Annotated in this window: 37 protein-coding genes; 36 read left to right on the top strand and 1 reads right to left on the bottom strand. The window is 67.3% G+C overall.

Annotated features, from left to right (window positions below; translation table 11 throughout):
* Positions 1-305 precede the first annotated feature (305 nt).
* The 4 genes from rpsL (at position 306) to tuf (ending at position 4720) form a co-directional block, all read left to right on the top strand.
* On the top strand, positions 306-677 hold the full coding sequence (gene rpsL, locus ACQUSR_RS13305; RefSeq protein WP_003948652.1) for a 30S ribosomal protein S12: 372 nt from the start codon (positions 306-308) through the stop codon (positions 675-677).
* 2 nt (positions 678-679) lie between these two features.
* Entirely contained in the window at positions 680-1150 is a 471-nt protein-coding gene (gene rpsG / locus ACQUSR_RS13300; protein ID WP_431042779.1) for a 30S ribosomal protein S7, read from the top strand.
* A gap of 39 nt (positions 1151-1189) precedes the next feature.
* Positions 1190-3310: an elongation factor G gene (fusA, locus tag ACQUSR_RS13295; RefSeq protein WP_431042778.1), complete on the top strand. Its 2121-nt coding sequence runs from the start codon at positions 1190-1192 to the stop codon at positions 3308-3310.
* A 216-nt stretch (positions 3311-3526) separates the two neighbouring features.
* Positions 3527-4720: an elongation factor Tu gene (tuf, locus tag ACQUSR_RS13290; RefSeq protein ID WP_431042777.1), complete on the top strand. Its 1194-nt coding sequence runs from the start codon at positions 3527-3529 to the stop codon at positions 4718-4720.
* A gap of 118 nt (positions 4721-4838) precedes the next feature.
* Here tuf and ACQUSR_RS13285 read toward each other — a convergent pair whose 3' ends face one another.
* Positions 4839-7001, bottom strand: a complete 2163-nt coding sequence (locus tag ACQUSR_RS13285) for a PIG-L family deacetylase (protein WP_431042776.1) — start codon at positions 6999-7001, stop codon at positions 4839-4841.
* Between the two features lie 532 nt (positions 7002-7533).
* Between ACQUSR_RS13285 and rpsJ the strand changes: the two genes are divergently transcribed.
* From rpsJ to truA, 32 genes are all read left to right on the top strand, one after another.
* Positions 7534-7842, top strand: coding sequence for a 30S ribosomal protein S10 (gene rpsJ, locus ACQUSR_RS13280; RefSeq protein WP_003948644.1), 309 nt, complete (start codon positions 7534-7536; stop codon positions 7840-7842).
* 13 nt (positions 7843-7855) lie between these two features.
* Positions 7856-8500, top strand: coding sequence for a 50S ribosomal protein L3 (rplC, locus tag ACQUSR_RS13275; RefSeq protein WP_135338449.1), 645 nt, complete (start codon positions 7856-7858; stop codon positions 8498-8500).
* 8 nt (positions 8501-8508) lie between these two features.
* Positions 8509-9159 carry a 50S ribosomal protein L4 gene (rplD, locus tag ACQUSR_RS13270; RefSeq protein ID WP_431042775.1) on the top strand — a complete coding sequence of 217 codons (651 nt, stop codon included), beginning with the start codon at positions 8509-8511 and terminating at the stop codon, positions 9157-9159.
* Entirely contained in the window at positions 9159-9482 is a 324-nt protein-coding gene (gene rplW, locus ACQUSR_RS13265; RefSeq protein ID WP_431042774.1) for a 50S ribosomal protein L23, read from the top strand. The genes rplD and rplW overlap by 1 nt, the downstream gene beginning before the upstream one ends.
* Before the next feature lie 39 nt (positions 9483-9521).
* Positions 9522-10358: a 50S ribosomal protein L2 gene (gene rplB, locus ACQUSR_RS13260; protein ID WP_431042773.1), complete on the top strand. Its 837-nt coding sequence runs from the start codon at positions 9522-9524 to the stop codon at positions 10356-10358.
* 12 nt (positions 10359-10370) lie between these two features.
* On the top strand, positions 10371-10652 hold the full coding sequence (rpsS, locus tag ACQUSR_RS13255) for a 30S ribosomal protein S19 (RefSeq protein ID WP_014178772.1): 282 nt from the start codon (positions 10371-10373) through the stop codon (positions 10650-10652).
* Positions 10653-10698: 46 nt separating this feature from the next.
* Positions 10699-11046, top strand: coding sequence for a 50S ribosomal protein L22 (gene rplV, locus ACQUSR_RS13250; RefSeq protein WP_009997296.1), 348 nt, complete (start codon positions 10699-10701; stop codon positions 11044-11046).
* Positions 11046-11879, top strand: a complete 834-nt coding sequence (gene rpsC / locus ACQUSR_RS13245) for a 30S ribosomal protein S3 (RefSeq protein WP_431042772.1) — start codon at positions 11046-11048, stop codon at positions 11877-11879. The genes rplV and rpsC overlap by 1 nt, the downstream gene beginning before the upstream one ends.
* Positions 11880-11884: 5 nt before the next feature.
* Positions 11885-12304, top strand: coding sequence for a 50S ribosomal protein L16 (gene rplP, locus ACQUSR_RS13240; protein WP_014178774.1), 420 nt, complete (start codon positions 11885-11887; stop codon positions 12302-12304).
* Entirely contained in the window at positions 12304-12528 is a 225-nt protein-coding gene (rpmC, locus tag ACQUSR_RS13235) for a 50S ribosomal protein L29 (protein WP_055470928.1), read from the top strand. The genes rplP and rpmC overlap by 1 nt, the downstream gene beginning before the upstream one ends.
* A complete protein-coding gene (gene rpsQ / locus ACQUSR_RS13230; protein WP_109281737.1) occupies positions 12528-12809 on the top strand; it encodes a 30S ribosomal protein S17 in 282 nt (93 codons plus the stop codon). The genes rpmC and rpsQ overlap by 1 nt, the downstream gene beginning before the upstream one ends.
* 98 nt (positions 12810-12907) lie before the next feature.
* On the top strand, positions 12908-13276 hold the full coding sequence (gene rplN, locus ACQUSR_RS13225; RefSeq protein ID WP_055718836.1) for a 50S ribosomal protein L14: 369 nt from the start codon (positions 12908-12910) through the stop codon (positions 13274-13276).
* Positions 13277-13279: 3 nt separating this feature from the next.
* Complete coding sequence (gene rplX, locus ACQUSR_RS13220) at positions 13280-13603, top strand: 50S ribosomal protein L24 (protein ID WP_304463371.1); 324 nt, start codon at positions 13280-13282, stop codon at positions 13601-13603.
* Positions 13603-14163 (top strand): 50S ribosomal protein L5, encoded by a 561-nt coding sequence (gene rplE, locus ACQUSR_RS13215; protein WP_431042771.1) that lies wholly within the window; start codon positions 13603-13605, stop codon positions 14161-14163. Before rplX ends, rplE begins: the two co-directional genes overlap by 1 nt.
* A gap of 5 nt (positions 14164-14168) precedes the next feature.
* Positions 14169-14354 carry a type Z 30S ribosomal protein S14 gene (locus tag ACQUSR_RS13210; protein ID WP_003956452.1) on the top strand — a complete coding sequence of 62 codons (186 nt, stop codon included), beginning with the start codon at positions 14169-14171 and terminating at the stop codon, positions 14352-14354.
* 212 nt (positions 14355-14566) lie between these two features.
* On the top strand, positions 14567-14965 hold the full coding sequence (gene rpsH / locus ACQUSR_RS13205) for a 30S ribosomal protein S8 (RefSeq protein WP_304463373.1): 399 nt from the start codon (positions 14567-14569) through the stop codon (positions 14963-14965).
* 21 nt (positions 14966-14986) lie between these two features.
* Positions 14987-15526, top strand: coding sequence for a 50S ribosomal protein L6 (rplF, locus tag ACQUSR_RS13200; protein ID WP_431042770.1), 540 nt, complete (start codon positions 14987-14989; stop codon positions 15524-15526).
* 4 nt (positions 15527-15530) lie between these two features.
* Positions 15531-15914 (top strand): 50S ribosomal protein L18, encoded by a 384-nt coding sequence (gene rplR / locus ACQUSR_RS13195; RefSeq protein ID WP_304463375.1) that lies wholly within the window; start codon positions 15531-15533, stop codon positions 15912-15914.
* A gap of 46 nt (positions 15915-15960) precedes the next feature.
* Positions 15961-16566 (top strand): 30S ribosomal protein S5, encoded by a 606-nt coding sequence (gene rpsE, locus ACQUSR_RS13190; protein ID WP_431042769.1) that lies wholly within the window; start codon positions 15961-15963, stop codon positions 16564-16566.
* Positions 16566-16748: a 50S ribosomal protein L30 gene (rpmD, locus tag ACQUSR_RS13185; RefSeq protein WP_030890715.1), complete on the top strand. Its 183-nt coding sequence runs from the start codon at positions 16566-16568 to the stop codon at positions 16746-16748. The genes rpsE and rpmD overlap by 1 nt, the downstream gene beginning before the upstream one ends.
* 1 nt (position 16749) lies before the next feature.
* Positions 16750-17205 (top strand): 50S ribosomal protein L15, encoded by a 456-nt coding sequence (gene rplO, locus ACQUSR_RS13180; RefSeq protein ID WP_304463377.1) that lies wholly within the window; start codon positions 16750-16752, stop codon positions 17203-17205.
* A gap of 205 nt (positions 17206-17410) precedes the next feature.
* A complete protein-coding gene (gene secY, locus ACQUSR_RS13175) occupies positions 17411-18724 on the top strand; it encodes a preprotein translocase subunit SecY (protein ID WP_431047554.1) in 1314 nt (437 codons plus the stop codon).
* A complete protein-coding gene (locus ACQUSR_RS13170) occupies positions 18724-19392 on the top strand; it encodes an adenylate kinase (RefSeq protein WP_431042768.1) in 669 nt (222 codons plus the stop codon). Before secY ends, ACQUSR_RS13170 begins: the two co-directional genes overlap by 1 nt.
* A 120-nt stretch (positions 19393-19512) precedes the next feature.
* On the top strand, positions 19513-20349 hold the full coding sequence (gene map, locus ACQUSR_RS13165) for a type I methionyl aminopeptidase (protein WP_431042767.1): 837 nt from the start codon (positions 19513-19515) through the stop codon (positions 20347-20349).
* 171 nt (positions 20350-20520) lie between these two features.
* Positions 20521-20742, top strand: a complete 222-nt coding sequence (infA, locus tag ACQUSR_RS13160; RefSeq protein WP_003956442.1) for a translation initiation factor IF-1 — start codon at positions 20521-20523, stop codon at positions 20740-20742.
* Between the two features lie 29 nt (positions 20743-20771).
* On the top strand, positions 20772-20885 hold the full coding sequence (rpmJ, locus tag ACQUSR_RS13155; RefSeq protein ID WP_003956441.1) for a 50S ribosomal protein L36: 114 nt from the start codon (positions 20772-20774) through the stop codon (positions 20883-20885).
* A 202-nt stretch (positions 20886-21087) separates the two neighbouring features.
* Complete coding sequence (gene rpsM / locus ACQUSR_RS13150; RefSeq protein WP_304463381.1) at positions 21088-21468, top strand: 30S ribosomal protein S13; 381 nt, start codon at positions 21088-21090, stop codon at positions 21466-21468.
* A gap of 105 nt (positions 21469-21573) precedes the next feature.
* Positions 21574-21978, top strand: a complete 405-nt coding sequence (gene rpsK / locus ACQUSR_RS13145; RefSeq protein ID WP_014144338.1) for a 30S ribosomal protein S11 — start codon at positions 21574-21576, stop codon at positions 21976-21978.
* 31 nt (positions 21979-22009) lie between these two features.
* Positions 22010-22636, top strand: coding sequence for a 30S ribosomal protein S4 (gene rpsD, locus ACQUSR_RS13140; RefSeq protein ID WP_304463382.1), 627 nt, complete (start codon positions 22010-22012; stop codon positions 22634-22636).
* A gap of 119 nt (positions 22637-22755) precedes the next feature.
* A complete protein-coding gene (locus ACQUSR_RS13135; protein ID WP_304463383.1) occupies positions 22756-23778 on the top strand; it encodes a DNA-directed RNA polymerase subunit alpha in 1023 nt (340 codons plus the stop codon).
* Positions 23779-23855: 77 nt separating this feature from the next.
* On the top strand, positions 23856-24371 hold the full coding sequence (rplQ, locus tag ACQUSR_RS13130) for a 50S ribosomal protein L17 (protein ID WP_431042766.1): 516 nt from the start codon (positions 23856-23858) through the stop codon (positions 24369-24371).
* A gap of 92 nt (positions 24372-24463) precedes the next feature.
* Positions 24464-25318, top strand: coding sequence for a tRNA pseudouridine(38-40) synthase TruA (truA, locus tag ACQUSR_RS13125; RefSeq protein ID WP_431042765.1), 855 nt, complete (start codon positions 24464-24466; stop codon positions 25316-25318).
* The last annotated feature ends 24 nt before the right edge of the window (positions 25319-25342 follow it).

Here is a 25342-nt window from a genome sequence, read left to right as displayed (position 1 = left end):
GCCGCCCTTGTCATACTCTGGTGCCCTGGTGTGTCCTGCCCGGGGTGCTTTTGTTTTGACCGGAGCCGGTGCTATAGGTACGCTCTGACCTTGTGCCTGGGGTGTGCCCGGGTCCTTGTGTGTGCTCCCTCGGCTGAACGCCGGGAGAGCCGGGAACACGGGATACCGAGACTGAGACGCCGCCTCCCACATACGGATGTTCCGTTCCACGGGAAACGTATGGGGACCGCGACACACCCGACCGCGTGGGTCGGAGAAACCCCAGGTTAGCTTTACAGAGACGGCACACAGAAACCGGAGAAACGGTGCCTACGATCCAGCAGCTGGTCCGGAAGGGCCGGCAGGACAAGGTCGAGAAGAACAAGACGCCCGCACTTGAGGGTTCCCCTCAGCGCCGTGGCGTCTGCACGCGTGTTTTCACGACCACCCCGAAGAAGCCGAACTCGGCCCTGCGTAAGGTCGCGCGTGTGCGTCTGACCAGCGGCATCGAGGTCACTGCTTACATTCCGGGTGAGGGCCACAACCTGCAGGAGCACTCGATCGTGCTCGTGCGTGGCGGTCGTGTGAAGGACCTGCCGGGTGTTCGTTACAAGATCATCCGCGGCTCCCTCGACACGCAGGGCGTCAAGAACCGCAAGCAGGCTCGCAGCCGCTACGGCGCCAAGAAGGAGAAGTAAGAATGCCTCGTAAGGGCCCCGCCCCGAAGCGCCCGGTCATCATCGACCCGGTCTACAACTCTCCTCTTGTCACCTCGCTGATCAACAAGATCCTGCTGAACGGCAAGCGGTCCACCGCTGAGCGCATCGTCTACGGCGCCATGGAGGGCCTGCGGGAGAAGACCGGCAACGACCCGGTCATCACCCTCAAGCGCGCGCTGGAGAACGTCAAGCCGGCGCTCGAGGTCAAGTCCCGCCGTGTCGGTGGCGCCACCTACCAGGTGCCGATCGAGGTCAAGCCCGGCCGCGCCTCCACCCTCGCGCTGCGCTGGCTCGTGGGCTACTCCCGCGCCCGTCGCGAGAAGACCATGACCGAGCGCCTGATGAACGAGCTGCTGGACGCCAGCAACGGTCTGGGCGCCTCCGTCAAGCGTCGCGAGGACACCCACAAGATGGCCGAGTCCAACAAGGCCTTCGCGCACTACCGCTGGTAGTCGCTACCCCATCGAGAACCGAGAGAAGACTGAAGCCTTATGGCTACCACTTCACTTGACCTGGCCAAGGTCCGCAACATCGGGATCATGGCCCACATCGACGCGGGCAAGACGACCACCACCGAGCGGATCCTGTTCTACACCGGTGTCTCTTACAAGATCGGTGAAGTCCACGACGGCGCTGCCACGATGGACTGGATGGAGCAGGAGCAGGAGCGCGGCATCACGATCACGTCTGCCGCGACGACCTGCCACTGGCCGCTGGAAGACGTTGACCACACCATCAACATCATCGACACCCCGGGCCACGTCGACTTCACCGTCGAGGTGGAGCGTTCGCTCCGCGTGCTCGACGGTGCGGTGACGGTGTTCGACGGCGTCGCCGGCGTTGAGCCCCAGTCCGAGACCGTGTGGCGTCAGGCGGACCGCTACGGCGTTCCGCGTATCTGCTTCGTCAACAAGCTGGACCGCACCGGTGCGGAGTTCCACCGCTGCGTCGACATGATCGTCGACCGTCTGGGTGCGACCCCGATCGTCATGCAGCTGCCGATCGGCGCCGAGGCGGACTTCAAGGGCGTTGTCGACCTGGTCCGGATGAAGGCTCTGGTGTGGTCCGCCGAGGCCACCAAGGGCGAGATGTACGACGTCGTCGACATCCCGGCCACGCACACCGAGGCCGCCGACGAGTGGCGCGGCAAGCTGCTCGAGACGGTCGCCGAGAACGACGAAGAGATGATGGAGCTGTACCTGGAGGGCCAGGAGCCCACCGAGGAGCAGCTGTACGCGGCCGTGCGCCGTATCACCATCAACTCCGGCAAGGGCGGCGGCACCACCGTCACCCCCGTGTTCTGCGGCACCGCGTTCAAGAACAAGGGCGTGCAGCCCCTGCTCGACGCGGTCATCCGGTACCTGCCGTCGCCGATCGACATCGAGGCGATCGAGGGCCACTCGGTCAGCGACCCGGACGAGGTTGTCGTCCGCAAGCCGTCCGACGAGGAGCCGCTGTCGGCGCTGGCGTTCAAGATCATGAGCGACCCGCACCTCGGCAAGCTCACCTTCGTCCGCGTGTACTCCGGACGCCTGGAGACCGGCACTCAGGTGCAGAACTCGGTCAAGGGCAAGAAGGAGCGCATCGGCAAGATCTACCGTATGCACGCGAACAAGCGTGAGGAGATCGAGTCGGTGGGTGCCGGTGACATCGTCGCCGTCATGGGCCTGAAGCAGACCACCACCGGTGAGACGCTCTGTGACTCCGCGAAGCCGGTCATCCTGGAGTCCATGGACTTCCCGGCCCCGGTGATCGAGGTCGCCATCGAGCCGAAGTCCAAGGGCGACCAGGAGAAGCTGGGTATCGCCATCCAGCGCCTGGCCGAGGAGGACCCGTCCTTCCGCGTCAAGACTGACGAGGAGACCGGCCAGACCATCATCTCCGGTATGGGCGAGCTGCACCTCGACGTGCTGGTCGACCGTATGCGCCGTGAGTTCAAGGTCGAGGCGAACGTCGGTAAGCCGCAGGTGGCCTACCGCGAGACCCTCCGCAAGGCGGTCGAGCGGCTCGACTACACGCACAAGAAGCAGACTGGTGGTTCCGGCCAGTTCGCGAAGGTGCAGATCGCGCTGGAGCCGCTCGAGGGCGATGGCTACGAGTTCGAGAACAAGGTCACCGGTGGCCGGGTCCCGCGGGAGTACATCCCGTCCGTGGACGCGGGCTGCCAGGAGGCCATGGAGTTCGGCGTGCTCGCGGGCTACCCGCTGACCGGTGTCAAGGTCACGCTGCTCGACGGCGCGTACCACGAGGTCGACTCCTCCGAGATGGCCTTCAAGATCGCCGGTTCGATGGCCTTCAAGGAGGCCGCCCGCAAGGCCAGCCCGGCCCTGCTCGAGCCGATGATGAAGGTCGAGGTCACCACGCCCGAGGACTACATGGGCGATGTGATCGGCGACATCAACTCCCGCCGTGGACAGATCCAGTCCATGGAGGACCGCAGTGGCGCCAAGCTGGTCACCGGCCTGGTTCCGCTGTCCGAGATGTTCGGCTACGTCGGAGACCTGCGCAGCAAGACCTCTGGCCGCGCCAGCTACTCCATGCAGTTCGACTCCTACGCCGAGGTTCCCAAGAACGTCGCCGAGGAGATCATCGCGAAGGCCAAGGGCGAGTAACACTTCGTTGCCATCCCCTTTAGGCTGGAGCTAAAGGCATCGGGGCATACCGTCACAGACCGCACCAGCGGTCTGTGACGGGGCCCCGGCCGCCGGCCCCCAGAAACGAATACGGCGAAGGGCATCCCCCTCGGGGTCCTGGCCGGTTCGGTAAGACCACCTGAACCCATCCGCAAAGTGTGGATGCGTACAGAACCACTCCACAGGAGGACCCCAGTGGCGAAGGCGAAGTTCGAGCGGACTAAGCCGCACGTCAACATCGGCACCATCGGTCACATCGACCACGGTAAGACGACTCTTACCGCGGCGATCACCAAGGTGCTGCACGACGCGTTCCCGGACCTGAACGAGGCTTCGGCGTTCGACCAGATTGACAAGGCTCCTGAGGAGCGTCAGCGCGGTATCACCATCTCCATCGCGCACGTCGAGTACCAGACCGAGTCGCGTCACTACGCGCACGTCGACTGCCCCGGTCACGCGGACTACATCAAGAACATGATCACCGGTGCCGCTCAGATGGACGGCGCCATCCTCGTGGTCGCCGCCACCGACGGCCCGATGCCGCAGACCAAGGAGCACGTGCTCCTGGCCCGCCAGGTCGGCGTTCCGTACATCGTCGTCGCCCTGAACAAGGCCGACATGGTGGACGACGAGGAGATCCTGGAGCTCGTCGAGCTCGAGGTCCGTGAGCTCCTCTCCGAGTACGAGTTCCCGGGCGACGACGTCCCGGTCGTCAAGGTCTCGGCGCTGAAGGCGCTCGAGGGCGACGCCGAGTGGGGCCAGTCCGTCCTGGAGCTCATGAAGGCCGTCGACGAGTCGATCCCGCAGCCGGAGCGCGACGTCGACAAGCCGTTCCTGATGCCGATCGAGGACGTCTTCACCATCACCGGTCGCGGTACGGTCGTCACCGGCCGTATCGAGCGTGGTGTCCTCAAGGTCAACGAGACCGTCGACATCATCGGCATCAAGACCGAGAAGACCACCACCACGGTCACCGGCATCGAGATGTTCCGCAAGCTGCTCGACGAGGGCCAGGCCGGTGAGAACGTCGGTCTGCTGCTCCGCGGCATCAAGCGCGAGGACGTCGAGCGCGGCCAGGTCATCATCAAGCCGGGCTCGGTCACCCCGCACACCGAGTTCGAGGCGCAGGCCTACATCCTGTCCAAGGACGAGGGTGGCCGTCACACGCCGTTCTTCAACAACTACCGTCCGCAGTTCTACTTCCGTACGACTGACGTGACCGGTGTTGTGACCCTCCCCGAGGGCACCGAGATGGTCATGCCGGGTGACAACACCGAGATGAAGGTGGAGCTCATCCAGCCTGTCGCCATGGAGGAGGGCCTGAAGTTCGCCATCCGTGAGGGTGGCCGGACCGTGGGCGCCGGCCAGGTCACCAAGATCACCAAGTGACCTGGGCCCCTCCTGCCCGATAGGGGGCAGGGAGGGATGCTCCCCGGAGCACTGCGACCTGGGCCCCGCCCGCCGGAGACGGCGGGTGGGGCCCAGGTCTTTGTCGTACTCGAATCGGTTACGCGTTCGAGGTGGGCCGCGGCCGCCAGATCCAGGGCGTGGCGGACGCCGACTGGGCCACGACGCACAGCAGGTTCGGGCCGCCCGGCAGCAGTACGGGGGTGCCGACCGGGACCAGGCGGGCGGGGGAGCGCAGCGGCCGGGTGCCCGGCGCGGTGCCGTAGCGGAGCAGGGCCTCGCCGTCGAGGGACCGGCTGAGCAGGAGCAGGGTCTTCTTGCCGTCCGGCGCCCGGACGGTGTGCGCGGAGACCGGACCGTACCCGTCGAAGTGCCGCAGTTCGGCCGGGGCGGTGGGCCGGGCGGGCGCCACGGTGTGCACGGTCGGCAGGGCGGCCGCGGGGGTGCGGTAGACCACCGCGATCCCGCCGTCGGGGGTGAGGGCGGCGCCGGGCTGGTTGCCCGCCACCGGCAGCCCGCTCCGCGGCCGTGCCAGAACCGGGCCGTTCGGCGTGTCCTGGGCCCAGTGGTGCACGCTGTCGCGGCCGCGGGCGAAGACCTGGACCCGGTCCTCGGCGTCCAGCAGCACGGTCAGCCCGTCCTGGATCTCCTCGCCGCCCAACTGCTGCCACGGCCCCCACTGACCGCTCCTGTCGCGGACGCGGGTGGCGATGCCCTTGCCCGCGGTGCGGACGAAGAGGTGGACGCGGCCGTCGGGGGTCGCCACGGCGGCCGGGGCGCCGACGCGGCGGCCGTGCTCCGGGTCCGCGTCCGGGGTGCCCAGGGACGTCCACGGCCTGAACGCCCCGCCCGGGGTGCGCTCCTCCAGGACGACGATCTCGCGGGTGTTGGGGCGCCCCTGGCCCTGCAGCTCGGAGAAGCGCAGGGCGAACAGCAGCTGGCGGCCCACGGTGTCCTTGACGGCGGCCAGCGCGGGGGCCAGCGGCCCGCCGCCGAGGTTGCGCGGCGCGCCGAACCGCCCGCTGCCCCGGGAGGTCTCCTGCCAGCGGACGGCGCGGGTGCCCAGGACGCCGTAGGCGATGAGCCGGCCGTCGCGGTCGGTCTCCGGCACGGGCAGGGCGCCGGGGTAGCGGTAGTGGGTGGAGCGGATCCAGCGCTTGCGGTTGAGCAGCGGCCGGTTGCCGCCCTGGCTGTAGTCGCCGCAGCCGGCCTGGTTGCCGCACTCCCAGTCCGGGGCGCCGCCGTAGGCCCGGATGGGGCGGGCCTTCTCGCCCACCACCTGCTTGGGCAGGTTGTCCGGCCAGCGCTGGTTGTAGTAGCCGCGGAAGGCGGTGGTGACGAAGCGCGGCGCGCGGCCGTCCCGCCGGGAGGCGTCCGCGACCCACTGCGATATCGCCTTCCAGGTGAACAGCGCGACGGGGGTGTGGTCGCGGTGGTCGGAGCAGCCCGGCTGGTCGTTGTCCCTGGGGTGGGCGGCGTCGTGGACCTGGAAGTCGGGGTCCGGGTCGAGGGTGTGGATCACGGTGGGCCGGACCCGGTCCATGATCCCGGCGAGGACGTCGACGAGGGTCGCGTGGTCGTACGTCACCGTCTCCTGGAGCGGGGAGCCGGTGGCGACCAGGGTCTGCGCGTCGACGCCCGGCACGTCCCACAGATGCGGGAGCCGGACGCCGCCCTCGGAGAGCATCGCGATGTTCAGGAAGATCAGCTGGACCTTGCGGCGGCCGTTGGCCAGCACGTTGGCCTCGGCCCGGACACCGCCGGGGAGCTCCATGACCGACCGCTGCCAGCGGGCGAAGCGGTCCAGGCCCAGCATCTCCGCGTAGGCCTGGCGCAGCCCCTGGTGGCGGGCGGAGGAGTAGCCGGCCTTGTCGGGCTCGGGTACGGGGCCGCCGTGGACCCGGTTGATGCCCGCGGCCTCGCCCGCGGTGACGTAGACGCACACGACCGGGGTGCCGGCGCGCATCAGGTGGGACGCGTCCGGGTTCATGAAGTACAGGTCGTCGTCGGGGTGGGCGAGGACCTGGAGCAGAACCGCGTCCTCTTTGCCGGTGACGGGGGTGAAGGGCTCGGCGGCGAGTGGGTCGACCGCGCGGACCGGCGCGGTGGGCTTGGGGTCCGTCCGGGTGGGGGAGACCCCGCAGCCCGCGGCGGTGGCGGCCGTCATCGCGGCCAGCGCCGCCAGGGTGTGGCGGCGGGTAAGCGCGAAACGCGGCGCGGCGCTCGGCGGCGTGGGGGCGTCGCCCCGTAGATCTTCAGCCATCTGGGTGACCCCGTCCCGTTGTGCAGCACGCAGTCCCCGGCTGCTTCCATGTGATAAAGGACGGTCCGTGATCTTCACAGGTTGCCTGGGTCCGTGATATTGATCGATCACGAAATGATCAAGGCGTCGCCCGGATGGGCTGGTTTGACAAGCGCGCCCGGGCGGGTACCTTCTTCGGCCGCGATTGGCGCGGCTTCCGGCCCGTATGGCACACTGTTCAGGTTGCTCGGTTGAGTGCCGATGCTGCGCGCCTCCCGCCGGGAGGACTGGAAGCGAGTCCCGCAGTACTCGTCGCCCCTTGTCAGGGGCGGAAGTACGGGAATCTTCCGGGAAGTGTCAGCGGGGCCCCAGCCAGGCACTCGGTGGGTGTCTTTCCCCCACAGCCCCCTTCACCAGGGAATCTCTCCAGGGAGATTTACAAGAAGGGGTGCGACACGCCCGACCGCGTGGGTCGGAGAAAGACAGCTGCTTTTCATTAAGCGCAGCGCACCGGGTTCCAGAGCGTTACGAGAGACAGGACTACGAAGTAGCCATGGCGGGACAGAAGATCCGCATCCGGCTCAAGGCCTACGACCACGAGGTCATCGACTCCTCGGCGAAGAAGATCGTCGAGACGGTGACCCGCACTGGTGCGTCGGTCGCGGGCCCGGTGCCGCTGCCCACTGAGAAGAACGTGTACTGCGTCATCAAGTCGCCGCACAAGTACAAGGACTCGCGCGAGCACTTCGAGATGCGCACGCACAAGCGCCTCATCGACATCCTCGACCCCACGCCGAAGACGGTTGACTCGCTGATGCGTCTCGACCTGCCGGCGGGCGTTGACATCGAGATCAAGCTCTGAGGTGACGCGCGAGATGGCTAAGCAGATCAAGGGCGTCCTGGGCGAGAAGCTCGGCATGACGCAGGTCTGGGACGAGAACAACCGCGTCGTCCCGGTGACCGTCGTCAAGGCCGGTCCCTGCGTCGTTACCCAGGTCCGTACCGCTGACACGGACGGCTACAACGCCGTTCAGATCGCCTTCGGCGAGATCGACCCGCGCAAGGTGAACAAGCCCCTCAAGGGCCACTTCGCCAAGGCCGACGTCACCCCGCGCCGCCACCTGGTGGAGCTGCGTACCGCTGACGCCAGCGAGTACACGCTCGGCCAGGAGGTCACCGCCGAGGTGTTCGAGTCCGGTGTCAAGGTCGATGTGACCGGCACCAGCAAGGGCAAGGGCACCGCCGGTGTCATGAAGCGCCACGGCTTCAAGGGCCTGGGCGCCGGCCACGGCACCCAGCGCAAGCACCGCTCGCCGGGCTCCATCGGTGGCTGCGCCACCCCGGGCCGCGTGTTCAAGGGCCTGCGCATGGCCGGCCGCATGGGCAACGAGCGGGTCACCACCCAGAACCTGACCGTCCACGCCGTTGACGCGGAGAAGGGCCTGCTGCTCATCAAGGGCGCGGTTCCTGGTCCGAACGGCGGCCTCGTCCTGGTCCGTACCGCGGCCAAGGGGGCCTGAGGTAACCGATGAGCACCATTGACATCCTTTCGCCGGCAGGCGACAAGGCCGGGACCGTCGAGCTCCCCACGGAGATCTTCGACGCGCAGGTCAGCGTTCCGCTGATCCACCAGGTCGTCGTCGCGCAGCTGGCCGCTGCCCGCCAGGGCACGCACAAGACGAAGACTCGCGGCGAGGTCCGTGGCGGTGGCAAGAAGCCGTACCGCCAGAAGGGCACCGGTCGCGCCCGCCAGGGTTCGACCCGCGCGCCGCAGTTCGCCGGCGGTGGCGTCGTGCACGGTCCCGTGCCGCGCGACTACAGCCAGCGCACCCCGAAGAAGATGAAGGCCGCCGCCCTGCGCGGTGCCCTCTCCGACCGGGCGCGCCACGACCGCATCCACGTGGTGACCGGCGTGGTGGACGGCGACATCTCCACCAAGGCCGCCAAGTCCCTGCTGGGCAAGATCAGCGAGCGCAAGAACCTGCTCCTGGTCGTCGAGCGCTCGGACGAGGCCGCGTGGCTGTCCGCCCGCAACCTGCCCCAGGTGCACATCCTGGAGCCGGGCCAGCTGAACACGTACGACGTGCTCGTCTCCGACGACGTGGTCTTCACCCAGGCCGCCTTCGAGTCCTTCGTGTCTGGCCCCAAGGCCGCTCAGACTGAAGGGAGCGAGGCCTGATGTCTGAGGCCACGATCACCAGCAAGACCTACTCGGACCCGCGCGACATCCTCGTCAAGCCGGTCGTCTCCGAGAAGAGCTACGCGCTGCTGGACGAGAACAAGTACACGTTCATCGTCGACCCGCGTGCGAACAAGACCCAGATCAAGCAGGCCGTCGAGGCGGTCTTCAAGGTCAAGGTCACCGGGGTCAACACGATCAACCGGCAGGGTAAGCGCAAGCGCACCAAGACCGGTTTCGGTAAGCGCGCTGACACCAAGCGCGCCATCGTGACCCTTGCCGAGGGCAACCGTATCGACATCTTCGGCGGCCCGGTCTCCTAACGGAGTCCGAGTCGTCCGGAATCGGACGAGGACTGAGAAATGGGTATCCGCAAGTACAAGCCGACGACCCCGGGCCGTCGTGGCTCCAGCGTCGCCGACTTCGTCGAGATCACGCGGTCCACGCCGGAGAAGTCGCTGGTCCGCCCGCTGCACAGCAAGGGCGGTCGTAACAACGCCGGTCGCATCACTGTTCGCCACCAGGGTGGCGGTCACAAGCGTGCGTACCGCGTCATCGACTTCCGCCGTCACGACAAGGACGGCGTCCCGGCGAAGGTCGCTCACATCGAGTACGACCCGAACCGCACCGCGCGCATCGCGCTGCTGCACTACGCGGACGGCGAGAAGCGCTACATCATCGCCCCGCGTGGCCTGTCGCAGGGTGACCGGATTGAGAACGGCCCCGGCGCCGACATCAAGCCCGGCAACAACCTGGCGCTGCGCAACATCCCGGTCGGTACGACCATCCACGCCATCGAGCTGCGGCCCGGCGGCGGCGCGAAGTTCGCCCGCTCCGCGGGTGCCTCCGTGCAGCTGCTGGCGAAGGAGGGCGCCATGGCCCACCTCCGTATGCCGTCGGGTGAGATCCGCCTGGTCGACGTCCGCTGCCGCGCCACCGTCGGCGAGGTCGGCAACGCCGAGCAGTCGAACATCAACTGGGGCAAGGCCGGCCGTATGCGCTGGAAGGGCGTCCGCCCGACCGTGCGTGGTGTCGTCATGAACCCGGTCGACCACCCGCACGGTGGTGGTGAGGGCAAGACCTCCGGTGGTCGCCACCCGGTCTCGCCGTGGGGTCAGAAGGAGGGTCGTACTCGTTCTCCCAAGAAGGCGAGCAACAAGTACATCGTCCGCCGCCGCAAGACGAACAAGAAGCGCTAGGAGCGGGTTTAGATGCCGCGCAGTCTCAAGAAGGGGCCCTTCGTCGACGACCACCTGATCAAGAAGGTGGATGTCCAGAACGAAGCCGGCACCAAGAACGTCATCAAGACCTGGTCCCGCCGCTCGATGATCGTCCCGGCCATGCTCGGCCACACGATCGCGGTGCACGACGGCCGCAAGCACGTCCCGGTGTTCGTCACCGAGTCGATGGTCGGCCACAAGCTCGGCGAGTTCGCGCCGACCCGCACCTTCCGCGGCCATGAGAAGGACGACCGCAAGTCGCGTCGTCGCTGATCTGCGGAAAAAGCGAAGACCAATGACTGACACCGAAGGGACAACCATGGAAGCCAGGGCCCAGGCGCGGTACATCCGCGTCACGCCCATGAAGGCCCGCCGCGTGGTGGACCTCATCCGTGGCATGGATGCCACGGAGGCTCAGGCGGTCCTGCGTTTCGCCCCGCAGGCCGCGAGCGTGCCGGTGGGCAAGGTGCTGGACAGCGCCATTGCCAACGCCGCGCACAACTACGACCACACCGACGCCTCCACGCTGGTCATCAGCGAGGCGTACGTCGACGAGGGCCCGACCCTGAAGCGGTTCCGGCCGCGTGCCCAGGGCCGCGCCTACCGGATCCGCAAGCGGACCAGCCACATCACCGTGGTCGTCAGCAGCAAGGAAGGAACCCGGTAATGGGCCAGAAGGTTAACCCGCACGGGTTCCGGCTCGGCATCACCACGGACTTCAAGTCCCGGTGGTACGCCGACAAGCTGTACAAGGACTACGTCAAGGAAGACGTCGCCATCCGCCGGATGATGACGAAGGGCATGGAGCGGGCCGGCATCTCGAAGGTTGAGATCGAGCGCACCCGTGACCGCGTCCGCGTCGACATCCACACCGCCCGGCCGGGCATCGTCATCGGCCGCCGCGGCGCGGAGGCCGACCGTATCCGCGGCGAGCTGGAGAAGCTCACCGGCAAGCAGGTCCAGCTGAACATCCTCGAGGTCAAGAACCCCGAGGTCGACGCTCAGCTCGTGGCCCAGGCCGTCGCCGAGCAGCTGTCCTCCCGCGTCTCCTTCCGTCGTGCGATGCGCAAGAGCATGCAGAGCTCGATGAAGGCCGGCGCCAAGGGCATCAAGATCCAGTGTGGTGGCCGTCTCGGCGGCGCCGAGATGTCCCGCTCGGAGTTCTACCGCGAGGGCCGTGTGCCCCTGCACACGCTCCGCGCGAACGTCGACTACGGCTTCTTCGAGGCCAAGACCACCTTCGGCCGCATCGGCGTCAAGGTGTGGATCTACAAGGGCGACGTGAAGAACATCGCCGAGGTCCGCGCCGAGAACGCCGCCGCCCGCGCGGGCAACCGCCCGTCGCGTGGTGGCAGCGACCGCCCGGCCCGTGGTGGCCGTGGTGGCGAGCGTGGCGGCCGTGGCCGCAAGCCGCAGCAGCAGAGTGCCGCTGCCGAGGCCCCCAAGGCCGAGGCCGCTGCCGCTGCTCCGGCTGCTGAGAGCACCGGAACGGAGGCCTGACCGACATGCTGATCCCTCGCAGGGTCAAGCACCGCAAGCAGCACCACCCCAAGCGGTCGGGTATGGCCAAGGGTGGTACGGAGCTGGCGTTCGGCGAGTACGGCATCCAGGCCGTCACCCCGGCGTACGTCACCAACCGCCAGATCGAGGCGGCCCGTATCGCGATGACCCGCCACATCAAGCGTGGCGGCAAGGTCTGGATCAACATCTACCCGGACCGCCCGCTGACCAAGAAGCCCGCCGAGACCCGCATGGGTTCCGGTAAGGGTTCGCCGGAGTGGTGGATCGCGAACGTCAAGCCCGGTCGGGTGATGTTCGAGCTGTCCTACCCGAACGAGAAGACTGCGCGTGAGGCGCTCACCCGCGCTGCTCACAAGCTCCCGATGAAGTGCCGGATCGTGCGGCGCGAGGCAGGTGAGTCGTGATGGCGGCCGGTATCAAGGCGTCCGAGCTGCGTGAGCTGAACAACGAGGATCTCGTTGCGAAGCTTCGTGAGGCCAAGGAAGAGCTGTTCAACCTCCGTTTCCAGGCGGCGACCGGACAGCTTGAGAACCACGGCCGGCTGAAGGCCGTCCGCAAGGACATCGCCCGGATCTACACCCTGATGCGGGAGCGCGAGCTCGGCATCGAGACGGTGGAGAGCGCCTGATGAGCGAGAAGAATGTGACTGAGAAGACCGAGCGCGGCTTCCGCAAGACCCGTGAGGGTCTGGTCGTCAGCGACAAGATGGACAAGACCGTCGTCGTCGCCGTCGAGGACCGCGTCAAGCACGCGCTGTACGGCAAGGTCATCCGCCGTACCAACAAGCTCAAGGCGCACGACGAGCAGAACGCCGCGGGTGTCGGCGACCGCGTCCTCCTGATGGAGACCCGGCCGCTGTCCGCGACGAAGCGCTGGCGCGTCGTCGAGATCCTCGAGAAGGCCAAGTAATTCCCGGAGGGGTTTCCCTCCAGGACAGTTCCGCCAGGCTCGGCAGGGGCTGCTGACGCAGCCCCTGCCGGGAACCGGCAGACGATCAGGAGATAGACGTGATCCAGCAGGAGTCGCGACTGCGCGTCGCCGACAACACTGGTGCGAAGGAAATCCTTTGCATCCGTGTTCTCGGCGGTTCCGGTCGCCGCTACGCGGGCATCGGTGACGTCATCGTCGCCACCGTCAAGGACGCGATCCCCGGTGGCAACGTGAAGAAGGGCGACGTCGTCAAGGCTGTCGTCGTGCGCACCGTCAAGGAGCGCCGCCGCCCCGACGGCTCGTACATCCGCTTCGACGAGAACGCGGCCGTCATCCTCAAGAACGATGGCGACCCCCGCGGCACCCGTATCTTCGGCCCCGTGGGCCGTGAGCTGCGCGAGAAGAAGTTCATGAAGATCATCTCGCTCGCGCCGGAGGTGCTGTAACCGATGAAGATCAAGAAGGGCGACCTGGTCCAGGTCATCACCGGTAAGGACAAGGGCAAGCAGGGCAAGGTCATCGAGGCCTACCCCCGCGAGGACCGGGTCCTGGTCGAGGGTGTCAACCGGGTCAAGAAGCACACCAAGGCCGGTCAGACCGCCCGTGGTTCCAAGACCGGCGGCATCATCACGGTCGAGGCCCCGATCCACGTGAGCAACGTTCAGCTCGTCGTGGAGAAGGACGGCAACAAGGTCGTCACCCGAGTCGGGTACCGCTTCGACGACGAGGGCAACAAGATCCGCGTTGCCAAGCGGACCGGTGAGGACATCTGATGACTGCCACCACCAACGCGCCGCGTCTCAAGACGCGCTACCGCGAAGAGATCACCGGCAAGCTGCGTGAGGAGTTCTCCTACGAGAACGTCATGCAGATCCCGGGTCTGACCAAGATCGTGGTCAACATGGGTGTGGGCGACGCCGCCCGCGACTCCAAGCTGATCGAGGGCGCGATCCGCGACCTCTCCACGATCACCGGCCAGAAGCCGCAGGTCACCAAGGCCCGTAAGTCCATCGCGCAGTTCAAGCTGCGTGAGGGCCAGCCGATCGGTGCCCACGTCACCCTCCGCGGTGACCGCATGTGGGAGTTCCTGGACCGCCTGCTGTCGCTCGCGCTGCCGCGCATCCGCGACTTCCGTGGTCTGTCGCCGAAGCAGTTCGACGGCCGGGGCAACTACACCTTCGGTCTCACGGAGCAGGTCATGTTCCACGAGATCGACCAGGACAAGATCGACCGCGTCCGGGGTATGGACATCACCGTGGTGACCACGGCGACCAACGACGACGAGGGCCGTGCCCTTCTGCGTCACCTCGGCTTCCCGTTCAAGGAGGCGTAAGCGAGATGGCGAAGAAGGCTCTGATTGCCAAGGCTGCTCGTAAGCCCAAGTTCGGTGTGCGTGCGTACACCCGCTGCCAGCGCTGCGGCCGTCCGCACTCCGTCTACCGCAAGTTCGGCCTGTGCCGCGTGTGCCTTCGTGAGATGGCTCACCGCGGCGAGCTGCCGGGCGTGACCAAGAGCTCCTGGTAATTCCCCCTAACAGGGAGAAATCAGGACTCTCGGTAAGCATCTGGACGGCGGGGGCCCACCTCCACATCCCGTAGGCTTGTGGGGTTGGGCGCCCGCCGCCCGAGACCGTCTTACTACGCCGTAGGTCCCCGCGCCGCACCCGTCCCGACATCGATCGGGGAGAGGGATGGCGCACATAGGAAACCCCGGCGAGAGAGGCCGAAGGCCAATTCATGACCATGACTGATCCGATCGCAGACATGCTCACGCGTCTGCGTAACGCGAACTCGGCGTACCACGACACCGTCGTGATGCCGCACAGCAAGATCAAGTCGCACATCGCGGAGATCCTCCAGCAGGAGGGCTACATCACCGGCTGGAAGGTCGAGGACGCCGAGGTCGGCAAGAACCTCGTCCTCGAGCTGAAGTTCGGCCCGAACCGCGAGCGCTCGATCGCCGGCATCAAGCGGATTTCGAAGCCGGGCCTGCGGGTCTACGCAAAGTCCACCAACCTGCCGAAGGTCCTCGGCGGCCTGGGCGTGGCGATCATCTCCACGTCCCACGGTCTCCTGACCGGCCAGCAGGCGCAGAAGAAGGGCGTGGGTGGGGAAGTCCTCGCCTACGTCTGGTAGTCGGGAACGGAGGAAAAGCTAATGTCGCGAATCGGCAAGCTCCCCATCCAGGTTCCCGCTGGTGTGGACGTCACCATCGACGGTCGCACGGTCGCGGTGAAGGGTCCCAAGGGCACCCTCACGCACACCGTCGCCGCGCCGATCGAGGTCACCAAGGGCGAGGACGGCACCCTCAAGGTGCTGCGCCCGAACGACGAGCGTCAGAACAAGGCCCTGCACGGCCTGTCCCGCACGCTGGTGGCGAACATGATCACCGGCGTGACCCAGGGTTACAGCAAGGCGCTCGAGATCAGCGGTGTCGGCTACCGCGTCCAGGCGAAGGGCTCCAACCTGGAGTTCGCCCTGGGCTACAGCCACCCGATCGTCGTTGAGGCCCCCGAGGGCATCACCTTCAAGGTCGAGTCCCCGACCAAGCTCAGCGTCGAGGGCATCGACAAGCAGAAGGTCGGCGAGGTCGCCGCCAACATCCGCAAGCTGCGGAAGCCCGACCCGTACAAGGCCAAGGGCGTCAAGTACGCGGGCGAGGTCATCCGCCGCAAGGTCGGAAAGGCTGGTAAGTAAAGCCATGGCATACGGTGTGAAGATCGCCAAGGGCGACGCCTACAAGCGTGCCGCCATCAAGCGTCGCCACATCCGCGTCCGCAAGCGGATCAATGGCACGCCGGAGCGTCCCCGTCTGGTCGTGACGCGGTCCAACCGCGGCATCACCGCCCAGGTCATCGACGACATCGCGGGCCACACGCTGGCCTCGGCGTCGCACCTGGACGCGTCGATCCGCGGTGGCGAGGGCGACAAGAGCGCCCAGGCGAAGAAGGTCGGTGCCCTGGTCGCCGAGCGTGCCAAGGCCGCCGGTGTCGAGGCCGTCGTGTTCGACCGCGGTGGCAACCAGTACGCCGGGCGCATCGCCGCTCTGGCGGACGCCGCCCGCGAGGCCGGGCTGAAGTTCTAAGCCCCGGTTCCGGAGCTAGCGGACGTAACAGAGAGAGGTAATTCCAATGGCTGGACCCCAGCGCCGCGGTGGCGGCGCCGGTGGCGGCGAGCGGCGGGACCGTAAGGACCGGCGGGACGGTGGCGCTGCCGCCGAGAAGACCGCCTACGTCGAGCGTGTTGTCGCGATCAACCGCGTCGCCAAGGTTGTGAAGGGTGGTCGTCGCTTCAGCTTCACCGCGCTGGTCGTGGTGGGCGACGGTGACGGCACCGTGGGCGTCGGTTACGGCAAGGCCAAGGAGGTGCCGGCCGCCATCGCCAAGGGTGTTGAGGAGGCCAAGAAGCACTTCTTCAAGGTCCCCCGGATCGCCGGCACCATTCCGCACCCGATCCAGGGCGAGAAGGCTGCGGGCGTCGTCCTGCTCAAGCCGGCTTCCCCCGGTACCGGTGTGATCGCCGGTGGCCCGGTGCGCGCCGTGCTGGAGTGCGCGGGCATCCACGACGTGCTGAGCAAGTCGCTCGGTTCGTCGAACCCGATCAACATCGTGCACGCCACGGTGACGGCGCTTCAGGGTCTTTCGCGCCCCGAGGAGATCGCCGCCCGTCGTGGCCTGCCGCTCGAGGACGTCGCTCCCGCCGCTCTGCTGCGGGCGCGTGCCGGGGTGGGTGCGTAATGGCTCGCCTCAAGGTCACGCAGACGAAGTCGTACATCGGCAGCAAGCAGAACCACCGCGACACCCTGCGTTCGCTCGGCCTCAAGCGGCTGAACGACGTGGTTGTCAAGGAGGACCGCCCCGAGATCCGCGGCATGGTGCAGACCGTCCGCCACCTCGTGACGGTCGAGGAGGTCGACTGACATGGCGGAGAGCAAGCCGCTGAAGGTTCACAACCTCCGGCCCGCCCCGGGCGCCAAGACCGCCAAGACCCGTGTGGGTCGTGGTGAGGCGTCCAAGGGTAAGACCGCTGGTCGTGGTACCAAGGGTACGAAGGCCCGTTACCAGGTTCCGGAGCGCTTCGAGGGTGGGCAGATGCCCCTCCACATGCGTCTTCCGAAGCTGAAGGGCTTCAAGAACCCGTTCCGCACCGAGTACCAGGTCGTGAACCTGGACAAGCTGGCCGCGCTCTACCCGCAGGGTGGCGAGGTCACGGTGGCCGACCTGGTCGCCAAGGGTGCGGTGCGCAAGAACGAGCTCGTCAAGGTGCTGGGCACCGGCGAGATCACCGTGGCGCTGCAGGTGACCGTGGACAAGGTCTCCGGCTCCGCCAAGGAGAAGATCGCCGCCGCCGGCGGCACCGTCACCGAGCTCGTCTGAGCCCGATGCGCAACCGGCCGGGGATGCCCCTGAAATGGGGCATCCCCGGTTGGTCGTTCCAAGGGGGGCATGGTCGCCGGTAAGGTGGCGTGCGTTGTTACCTTCCGCGTGGACTGTGTCCGCGCGGTTGTTGGCTGATTTGTATTCGTCGATCCTCAAGACCGTCACCTCTCGCGCTATGCACGCGGGAGCCGCAGGAGGCACCGTGCTCACCGCGTTCGCCCGGGCGTTCAAGACGCCCGACCTGCGCAAGAAGCTGCTGTTTACGCTGGGCATCATCTTGTTGTACCGGTTCGGGACGCACATCCCGGTGCCGGGAATCGACTACAAGAGCGTCCAGAAGTGCATGGACGAGGCGGAGGCCAATCAGGGCCTCTTCGGCCTGGTGAACATGTTCAGCGGTGGTGCGCTGCTGCAGATCACCATCTTCGCGCTCGGGATCATGCCGTACATCACGGCGAGCATCATCCTCCAGCTGCTGACGGTGGTCATTCCGCGCCTCGAAGCCCTCAAGAAGGAGGGCCAGGCCGGCCAGGCGAAGATCACGCAGTACACCCGTTATCTCACCGTCGCGCTGGCGATCCTCCAGGGCACCGGTCTGGTGGCCACCGCCCGCAGCGGTTCGCTCTTCTCCGGCTGCACCGTGAGCGGGGACATCGTCGCCGACCGGTCCATCTTCGCGACCGTCACGATGGTCATCACGATGACCGCGGGCACCGCGGTGGTCATGTGGCTCGGTGAGCTGATCACCGACCGCGGCATCGGGAACGGCATGTCCATCCTGATGTTCGTCGCCATCGCCGCGGGCTTCCCGTCCGGGCTGTGGAGCATCAAGCAGTCGGGCAAGATCATGGACGGCTGGCTGGAGTTCGGCCTGGTGATCGCCTGCGGTCTGGCCATGGTCGGCCTGGTGGTCTTCGTCGAGCAGGCGCAGCGCCGGATTCCGGTGCAGTACGCGAAGCGCATGATCGGCCGCCGTTCCTACGGCGGTACGTCGACCTACATTCCGCTGAAGGTCAACCAGGCGGGTGTGATTCCCGTCATCTTCGCGTCGTCGCTGCTCTACATCCCGGCCCTGATCGTGCAGTTCAGCGGATCCGACGCGGGCTGGGCGAACTGGATCGAGCGGAACTTCACCACCGGCGACCACCCGGTTTACATCGTCACGTACTTCCTGCTGATCGTCTTCTTCGCGTTCTTCTATGTGGCCATCTCCTTCAACCCCGAAGAAGTTGCCGACAACATGAAGAAGTATGGTGGCTTCATCCCGGGTATTCGGGCTGGTCGTCCCACTGCGGAGTACCTGAGCTACGTGTTGAACCGCATCACGTGGCCCGGCTCTCTCTATCTGGGGTTGATCGCCCTGGTGCCCACGGTGGCACTGGTGACGCTCAACGCCAATCAGAACTTCCCGTTCGGCGGTACCAGCATCCTCATCATCGTGGGCGTCGGCCTGGAGACCGTGAAGCAGATCGAGAGCCAGCTTCAGCAGCGACACTACGAAGGGTTCCTCCGCTGATGCGAATCGTCCTCGTCGGGCCTCCTGGGGCTGGCAAGGGTACGCAGGCCGCGTACCTGGCCAAGAACCTCGCCATCCCGCACATCTCCACGGGCGACCTCTTCCGGGCCAACATCAGCCAGGGCACCGACCTGGGCAAGCAGGCCAAGGCGTACATGGACGCCGGCGACCTGGTCCCCGACGAGGTCACCATCGGCATGGCCAAGGACCGGATGTCCCAGCCGGACGCCGTGAACGGCTTCCTGCTCGACGGCTTCCCGCGCAACGTCTCGCAGGCCGAGGCGCTGGACGAGATGCTGCGGTCCGAGGACATGAAGCTGGACGCGGTGCTGGACCTGGAGGTCCCCGAGGACGAGGTCGTCAAGCGGATCGCCGGTCGGCGTATCTGCCGCAACGACTCCAGCCACGTCTTCCACGTGACGTACTCGGCACCCAAGCGCGAGGGCGTCTGCGACGTCTGCGGCGGCGAGCTCTACCAGCGTGCCGACGACTCCGAGGAGACGGTCCGCAACCGCCTGGACGTGTACCACACCCAGACGGAGCCGATCATCGACTACTACAAGGCCCAGGACCTGGTCGTGACGATCTCGGCGCTGGGCAAGGTCGCCGAGGTGACCGAGCGGGCCATGGAGGCCCTGCCGGACAAGGACAAGGGCCAGGCGGCCTGAGCCCCTAGCCGGCCGGACGGCCGCGGTGCCCCCAGGGGCGTCGCGGCCGTACTGTTGAGAAAGGCCGCGTCCGGCGGGCGCCGGGCGGCCGAACACCAGCGAGCGTTGGAAGGCACCCCCATGGTGGAGATCAAGAACCCGGAGCAGATCGCGAAGATGCGCGCGGCCGGGCTGGTCGTCGCGGCCATCCACCAGGCGTGCCGCGAGGCCGCCGTGCCGGGGGCCACCACCAAGGACCTGGACGACGTCGCCCGCAAGGTGATCGCCGACCACGGCGCGAAGTCGAACTTCCTGGGGTACGGCGGGTTCCCCGCCACCATCTGCACCTCGGTGAACGAGGTCGTGGTGCACGGCATCCCCGACCGGGAGACGGTGCTGAAGGACGGCGACATCATCTCGATCGACGCTGGCGCGATCATCGACGGCTGGCACGGCGACGCCGCCTTCACCGCTTTCGTGGGCACCGGTCACGCTCCGGAGCTGCACGAGCTGAGCCGGGTCACCGAGGAGTCGATGTGGGCCGGGATCGCCGCGGTCCGCAAGGGCAACCGGCTGGTCGACATCTCCCGGGCCATCGAGGGCTACATCCGCCGGCAGCCGCTGCCCGCCTCCGGGAAGTACGGGATCATCGAGGACTACGGCGGCCACGGCATCGGCAGCGAGATGCACATGGACCCGCACCTGCTGAACTACGTCTCGCGCAAGCGCGGCAAGGGCCCCAAGCTGGTGCCCGGCTTCTGCATCGCGATCGAGCCGATGGTCAGCCTCGGCACGGCGAAGACCCACGTCCTGTCGGACGACTGGACCGTGAAGACGGACGACGGCACCTGGTCCAGCCACTGGGAGCACTCGGTGGCGCTGACCGAGGAGGGCCCGCTGGTGCTGACCGCCGTGGACGGCGGCAAGGCGAAGCTGGCGGAGTACGGCATCGAGGCCGCGCCCGACCCTCTGGCCTGATGAGCCGCGCCCTGTAGTGGGCCGCATCCTCTTGCTTAATGATCTTCCGATCCGGGCATGCTGCCCCGGATTCGTGTTTCGGGACGCCCTGACGTAGACTGACACGTCGGCTCACGTATGCCCTTCGGCATGCCGTGAGCTGATCAAGGTAGCCGATCCCGAAAGCAGGACATGGCCAAGAAGCAAGGCGCCATCGAAATCGAGGGCACCGTGATCGAGTCTCTGCCGAACGCTATGTTCAAGGTGGAGCTGCAGAACGGTCACAAGGTCCTCGCGCACATCAGCGGCAAGATGCGCATGCACTACATCCGCATCCTGCCCGATGACCGGGTGGTCGTGGAGCTGTCTCCGTACGACCTCACCCGCGGACGGATCGTCTACCGCTACAAGTAGATCTCACGACCCGGAGAACCTCACATCCCATGAAGGTCAAGCCGAGCGTCAAGAAGATCTGCGACAAGTGCAAGGTGATCCGCCGCCACGGCCGGGTCATGGTCATCTGCGACAACCTGCGCCACAAGCAGCGCCAGGGCTGACGCACGCCGACCGACCTGCACTTTTCGCAGTTCTTCGCGCGACGCGAGCAAACACGTACATACGCAGCGCCCGTCCAGCCACGGCTGGCGACACCTCCGGCGGGGGCCGGAGACCCGGGAGAGCGCCTCACTGCCCGTAGTGGCGGGGCGTGGCCGGGATCGGTTCTGCGGAAGACCCCCGAACACCAACAGGAGCCATTGAATGGCACGCGTTTCAGGTGTTGACATCCCGCGCGAAAAGCGTGTGGAGGTCGCCCTCACCTACGTCTTCGGTATTGGCCGCACCCTGGCCAAGGAGACCCTCGCCGCCACCGGCGTCAACCCGGACACCCGCGTTCGCGACCTGGCCGAAGAGGACCTGGTCAAGATCCGCGAGTACGTGGACGCCAACATCAAGACCGAGGGTGACCTCCGTCGTGAGGTTCAGGCCGACATCCGCCGCAAGGTCGAGATCGGCTGCTACCAGGGTCTGCGTCACCGCCGTGGCCTGCCGGTCCACGGCCAGCGCACCAGCACCAACGCCCGCACCCGCAAGGGCCCGCGTCGCGCCATCGCCGGCAAGAAGAAGCCGGGCAAGAAGTAGTCCACAGCGGACGCACTGCGGTGTTCCGGGGGCGACCTCCGGATCTCCGCACAGTTAGCGGTCCAGCTGTAGGACCGACCACCTCCACAGGAGATAGCGAAGCTTATGCCTCCGAAGGGCCGTCAGGCCGGCGCCAAGAAGGTGCGCCGCAAGGAGAAGAAGAACGTCGCCCACGGGCACGCTCACATCAAGAGCACGTTCAACAACACCATCGTCTCGATCACCGACCCGACCGGGAACGTGATCTCTTGGGCCTCTGCCGGCCACGTCGGCTTCAAGGGCTCGCGCAAGTCGACTCCGTTCGCCGCGCAGATGGCCGCCGAGTCGGCCGCCCGCCGCGCGCAGGAGCACGGCATGCGCAAGGTCGACGTGTTCGTCAAGGGTCCGGGCTCCGGCCGTGAGACCGCGATCCGCTCGCTCCAGGCCACCGGCCTCGAGGTGGGCTCGATCCAGGACGTGACGCCGACCCCGCACAACGGGTGCCGCCCTCCGAAGCGGCGCCGGGTCTGATCACCCCGCTGATCTAGGAGACAAATAAACAATGGCGCGTTACACCGGGGCCGACTGCAAGCGTTGCCGTCGGGAGAAGCAGAAGCTCTTCCTCAAGGGGAGCAAGTGCGAGAGCGCGAAGTGCCCGATCGAGATCCGTCCTTACCCCCCGGGTGAGCACGGACGCGGGCGCACCAAGGACAGCGAGTACCTCCTCCAGATGCGTGAGAAGCAGAAGGCGGCGCGTATCTACGGTGTCCTGGAGAAGCAGTTCCGTGGCTACTACGCGGAGGCGAACCAGAAGACCGGCAAGACCGGTGAGAACCTGCTTCGCATCCTCGAGAGCCGCCTTGACAACGTGGTGTACCGGGCGGGCTTCGCCAAGTCCCGGGACCACGCCCGTCAGCTGGTGCGGCACGGCCACTTCACCGTGAACGGCGTGAAGACCGACATCCCGTCGGCCCGCGTCGCCGTGAACGACATCATCGAGGTCCGCCCGAAGTCCCGGACCCTGACCCCCTTCCAGGTGGCTCAGGCCGAGGCGGGCGAGCGCACGGTGCCGGCGTGGCTGGAGGCCATTCCGTCCCGGCTGCGGATCCTCGTGCACAACCTGCCCGAGCGCCAGGTGATCGACACCCAGGTGCAGGAGCAGCTGATCGTCGAGCTCTACTCGAAGTAGTAGGGGTCACGGTCTCGGGCGGTATGGCGCGATTCCTCGTAGTCGCGCCGTACCGCCCGTACCCTTGTCAGTGCCGACGGCGTCAAATAGCGGGCGCCGCAAACTGAAGGAAAAGCAGCATGCTTATCGCTCAGCGTCCCTCCCTGACCGAAGAGGTCGTGGACGAGTACCGCTCCCGGTTCGTGATCGAGCCGCTGGAGCCGGGCTTCGGCTACACCCTCGGCAACTCTCTGCGTCGTACGCTCCTCTCCTCGATCCCCGGTGCCGCTGTCACCAGCATCCGGATCGACGGGGTCCTGCACGAGTTCACCACCGTGCCGGGCGTCAAGGAGGACGTCACCGACCTCATCCTCAACATCAAGCAGCTGGTCGTCTCCTCGGAGCACGACGAGCCGGTCGTGATGTACCTGCGCAAGCAGGGTCCGGGCCTGGTCACCGCCGCCGACATCGCCCCGCCGGCCGGTGTCGAGGTGCACAACCCCGACCTGGTCCTGGCCACGCTGAACGGCAAGGGCAAGCTGGAGATGGAGCTGACCGTCGAGCGCGGTCGCGGCTACGTCTCCGCCGTCCAGAACAAGCAGGTGGGCCAGGAGATCGGCCGGATCCCGGTCGACTCCATCTACTCGCCGGTGCTCAAGGTCACCTACAAGGTCGAGGCGACCCGTGTCGAGCAGCGCACCGACTTCGACAAGCTGATCGTCGACGTCGAGACCAAGCAGGCCATGCGGCCGCGCGACGCCATGGCGTCCGCCGGTAAGACCCTGGTCGAGCTGTTCGGCCTGGCCCGCGAGCTGAACGTCGACGCCGAGGGCATCGACATGGGCCCGTCCCCGACGGACGCCGCGCTCGCCGCCGACCTGGCGCTGCCGATCGAGGAGCTGGAGCTCACCGTCCGCTCCTACAACTGCCTCAAGCGCGAGGGCATCCACTCCGTGGGTGAGCTCGTCGCCCGCTCCGAGGCCGACCTGCTCGACATCCGCAACTTCGGCGCGAAGTCGATCGACGAGGTCAAGGCGAAGCTGGCCGGCATGGGCCTGGCCCTCAAGGACAGCCCGCCCGGATTCGACCCGACCGCCGCCGCCGACGCCTTCGGCGCCGACGACGAGGGCGACGCCGGGTTCGTCGAGACCGAGCAGTACTGACACTTCCGGCGGGCACCCGCCCGTCGGTAACTGACACCGGTACCTGACACGGCCGGTGCAGATCACAAGGAGAAACCATGCCGAAGCCCGCCAAGGGTGCCCGTCTGGGCGGCAGCGCCGCGCACGAGCGTCTGCTCCTCGCGAACCTCGCGAAGTCGCTGTTCGAGCACGGCCGCATCACCACGACCGAGGCGAAGGCCCGCCGCCTGCGTCCGGTCGCGGAGAAGCTCATCACCAAGGCGAAGAAGGGCGACATCCACAACCGTCGCCTGGTGCTGCAGACGATCACGGACAAGGGCATCGTGCACACGCTCTTCACCGAGATCGCTCCGCGCTACGCCGAGCGCCCGGGTGGCTACACCCGGATCACCAAGATCGGTAACCGCCGTGGCGACAACGCCCCGATGGCGGTCATCGAGCTGGTCGAGGGTGAGATCGCCAAGAAGGCGACCGTCGCCGAGGCCGAGGCCGCGACCAAGCGCGCGGTCAAGGAGGCCGAGGAGACCAAGGCGGACCTGACCAAGGACGAGGCCGCCGAGGCCCCGGCCGAGCCCGCCGCGGAAGCGGCTGGTGACAGCGCGAAGGACGCCTGAGCCTGAGCTGTCTCAAGGCACGAGGTACGGGCCCGCTCCCAGCTTCTGGGGGCGGGCCCGTTCCGCATGTTCCGCAGGGAAAGGATCATCACGTGAGCGACCACCCGGCACCCGGCTTCGTCCGGATCCGGCTGGACCTGTCCTACGACGGCAAGGACTTCTCCGGCTGGGCCAAGCAGCGCGGGCAGCGCACCGTGCAGGGCGAGCTGGAGGACGCGATCCGTACGGTGACGCGCTCGTCCGAGACCTATGAGCTGACGGTCGCGGGGCGTACCGACGCGGGTGTGCACGCGCGCGGCCAGGTCGCGCACGTCGACCTGCCCGAGGGGCTGTGGGCCGAGCACCAGGACAAGCTGCTGCGCCGACTGGCCGGGCGGCTCTCGCACGACGTGCGGGTATGGCGGGTGGCCGAGGCGCCGGCCGGCTTCAACGCCCGCTTCTCGGCGATCTGGCGGCGTTACGCCTATCGGGTGGTGGACCAGCCCGGCGGTGTCGACCCGCTGCTGCGCGGCCACGTGCTGTGGCACGACTGGCCGCTGGACGTGGCCGCGATGAACGCCGCCTCTCAGCCGCTGCTGGGGGAGCACGACTTCGCGGCGTACTGCAAGCGGCGCGACGGCGCGACGACCATCCGCACCCTGCAGAACCTGAGCTGGGAGCGGGGCGCGGACGGCGTCGTCACGGCGACGGTGCGGGCCGACGCGTTCTGCCACAACATGGTGCGCTCGCTGGTCGGCGCGCTGCTGTTCGTGGGCGACGGGCACCGGCCGGTGGACTGGCCGGGCAAGGTGCTGGCCGCCGGGGTCCGGGACTCCGCGGTGCATGTGGTACGGCCGCACGGGCTGACGCTGGAGGAGGTCGGCTACCCGGCCGACGACCAGCTCGCGGCCCGTAACCGGGAGGCCCGCAACAAGCGGTCGCTCCCCGGGGCCGCGGGCTGCTGCTGACCGCCGGGCCCGGCTGGATCAGCC

This window comes from Streptomyces sp. P1-3 (assembly GCF_050613155.1).
In the GTDB taxonomy this organism is placed as follows: Bacteria; Actinomycetota; Actinomycetes; order Streptomycetales; family Streptomycetaceae; genus Streptomyces.
This window is presented reverse-complemented; position numbering and strand designations above follow the sequence as displayed.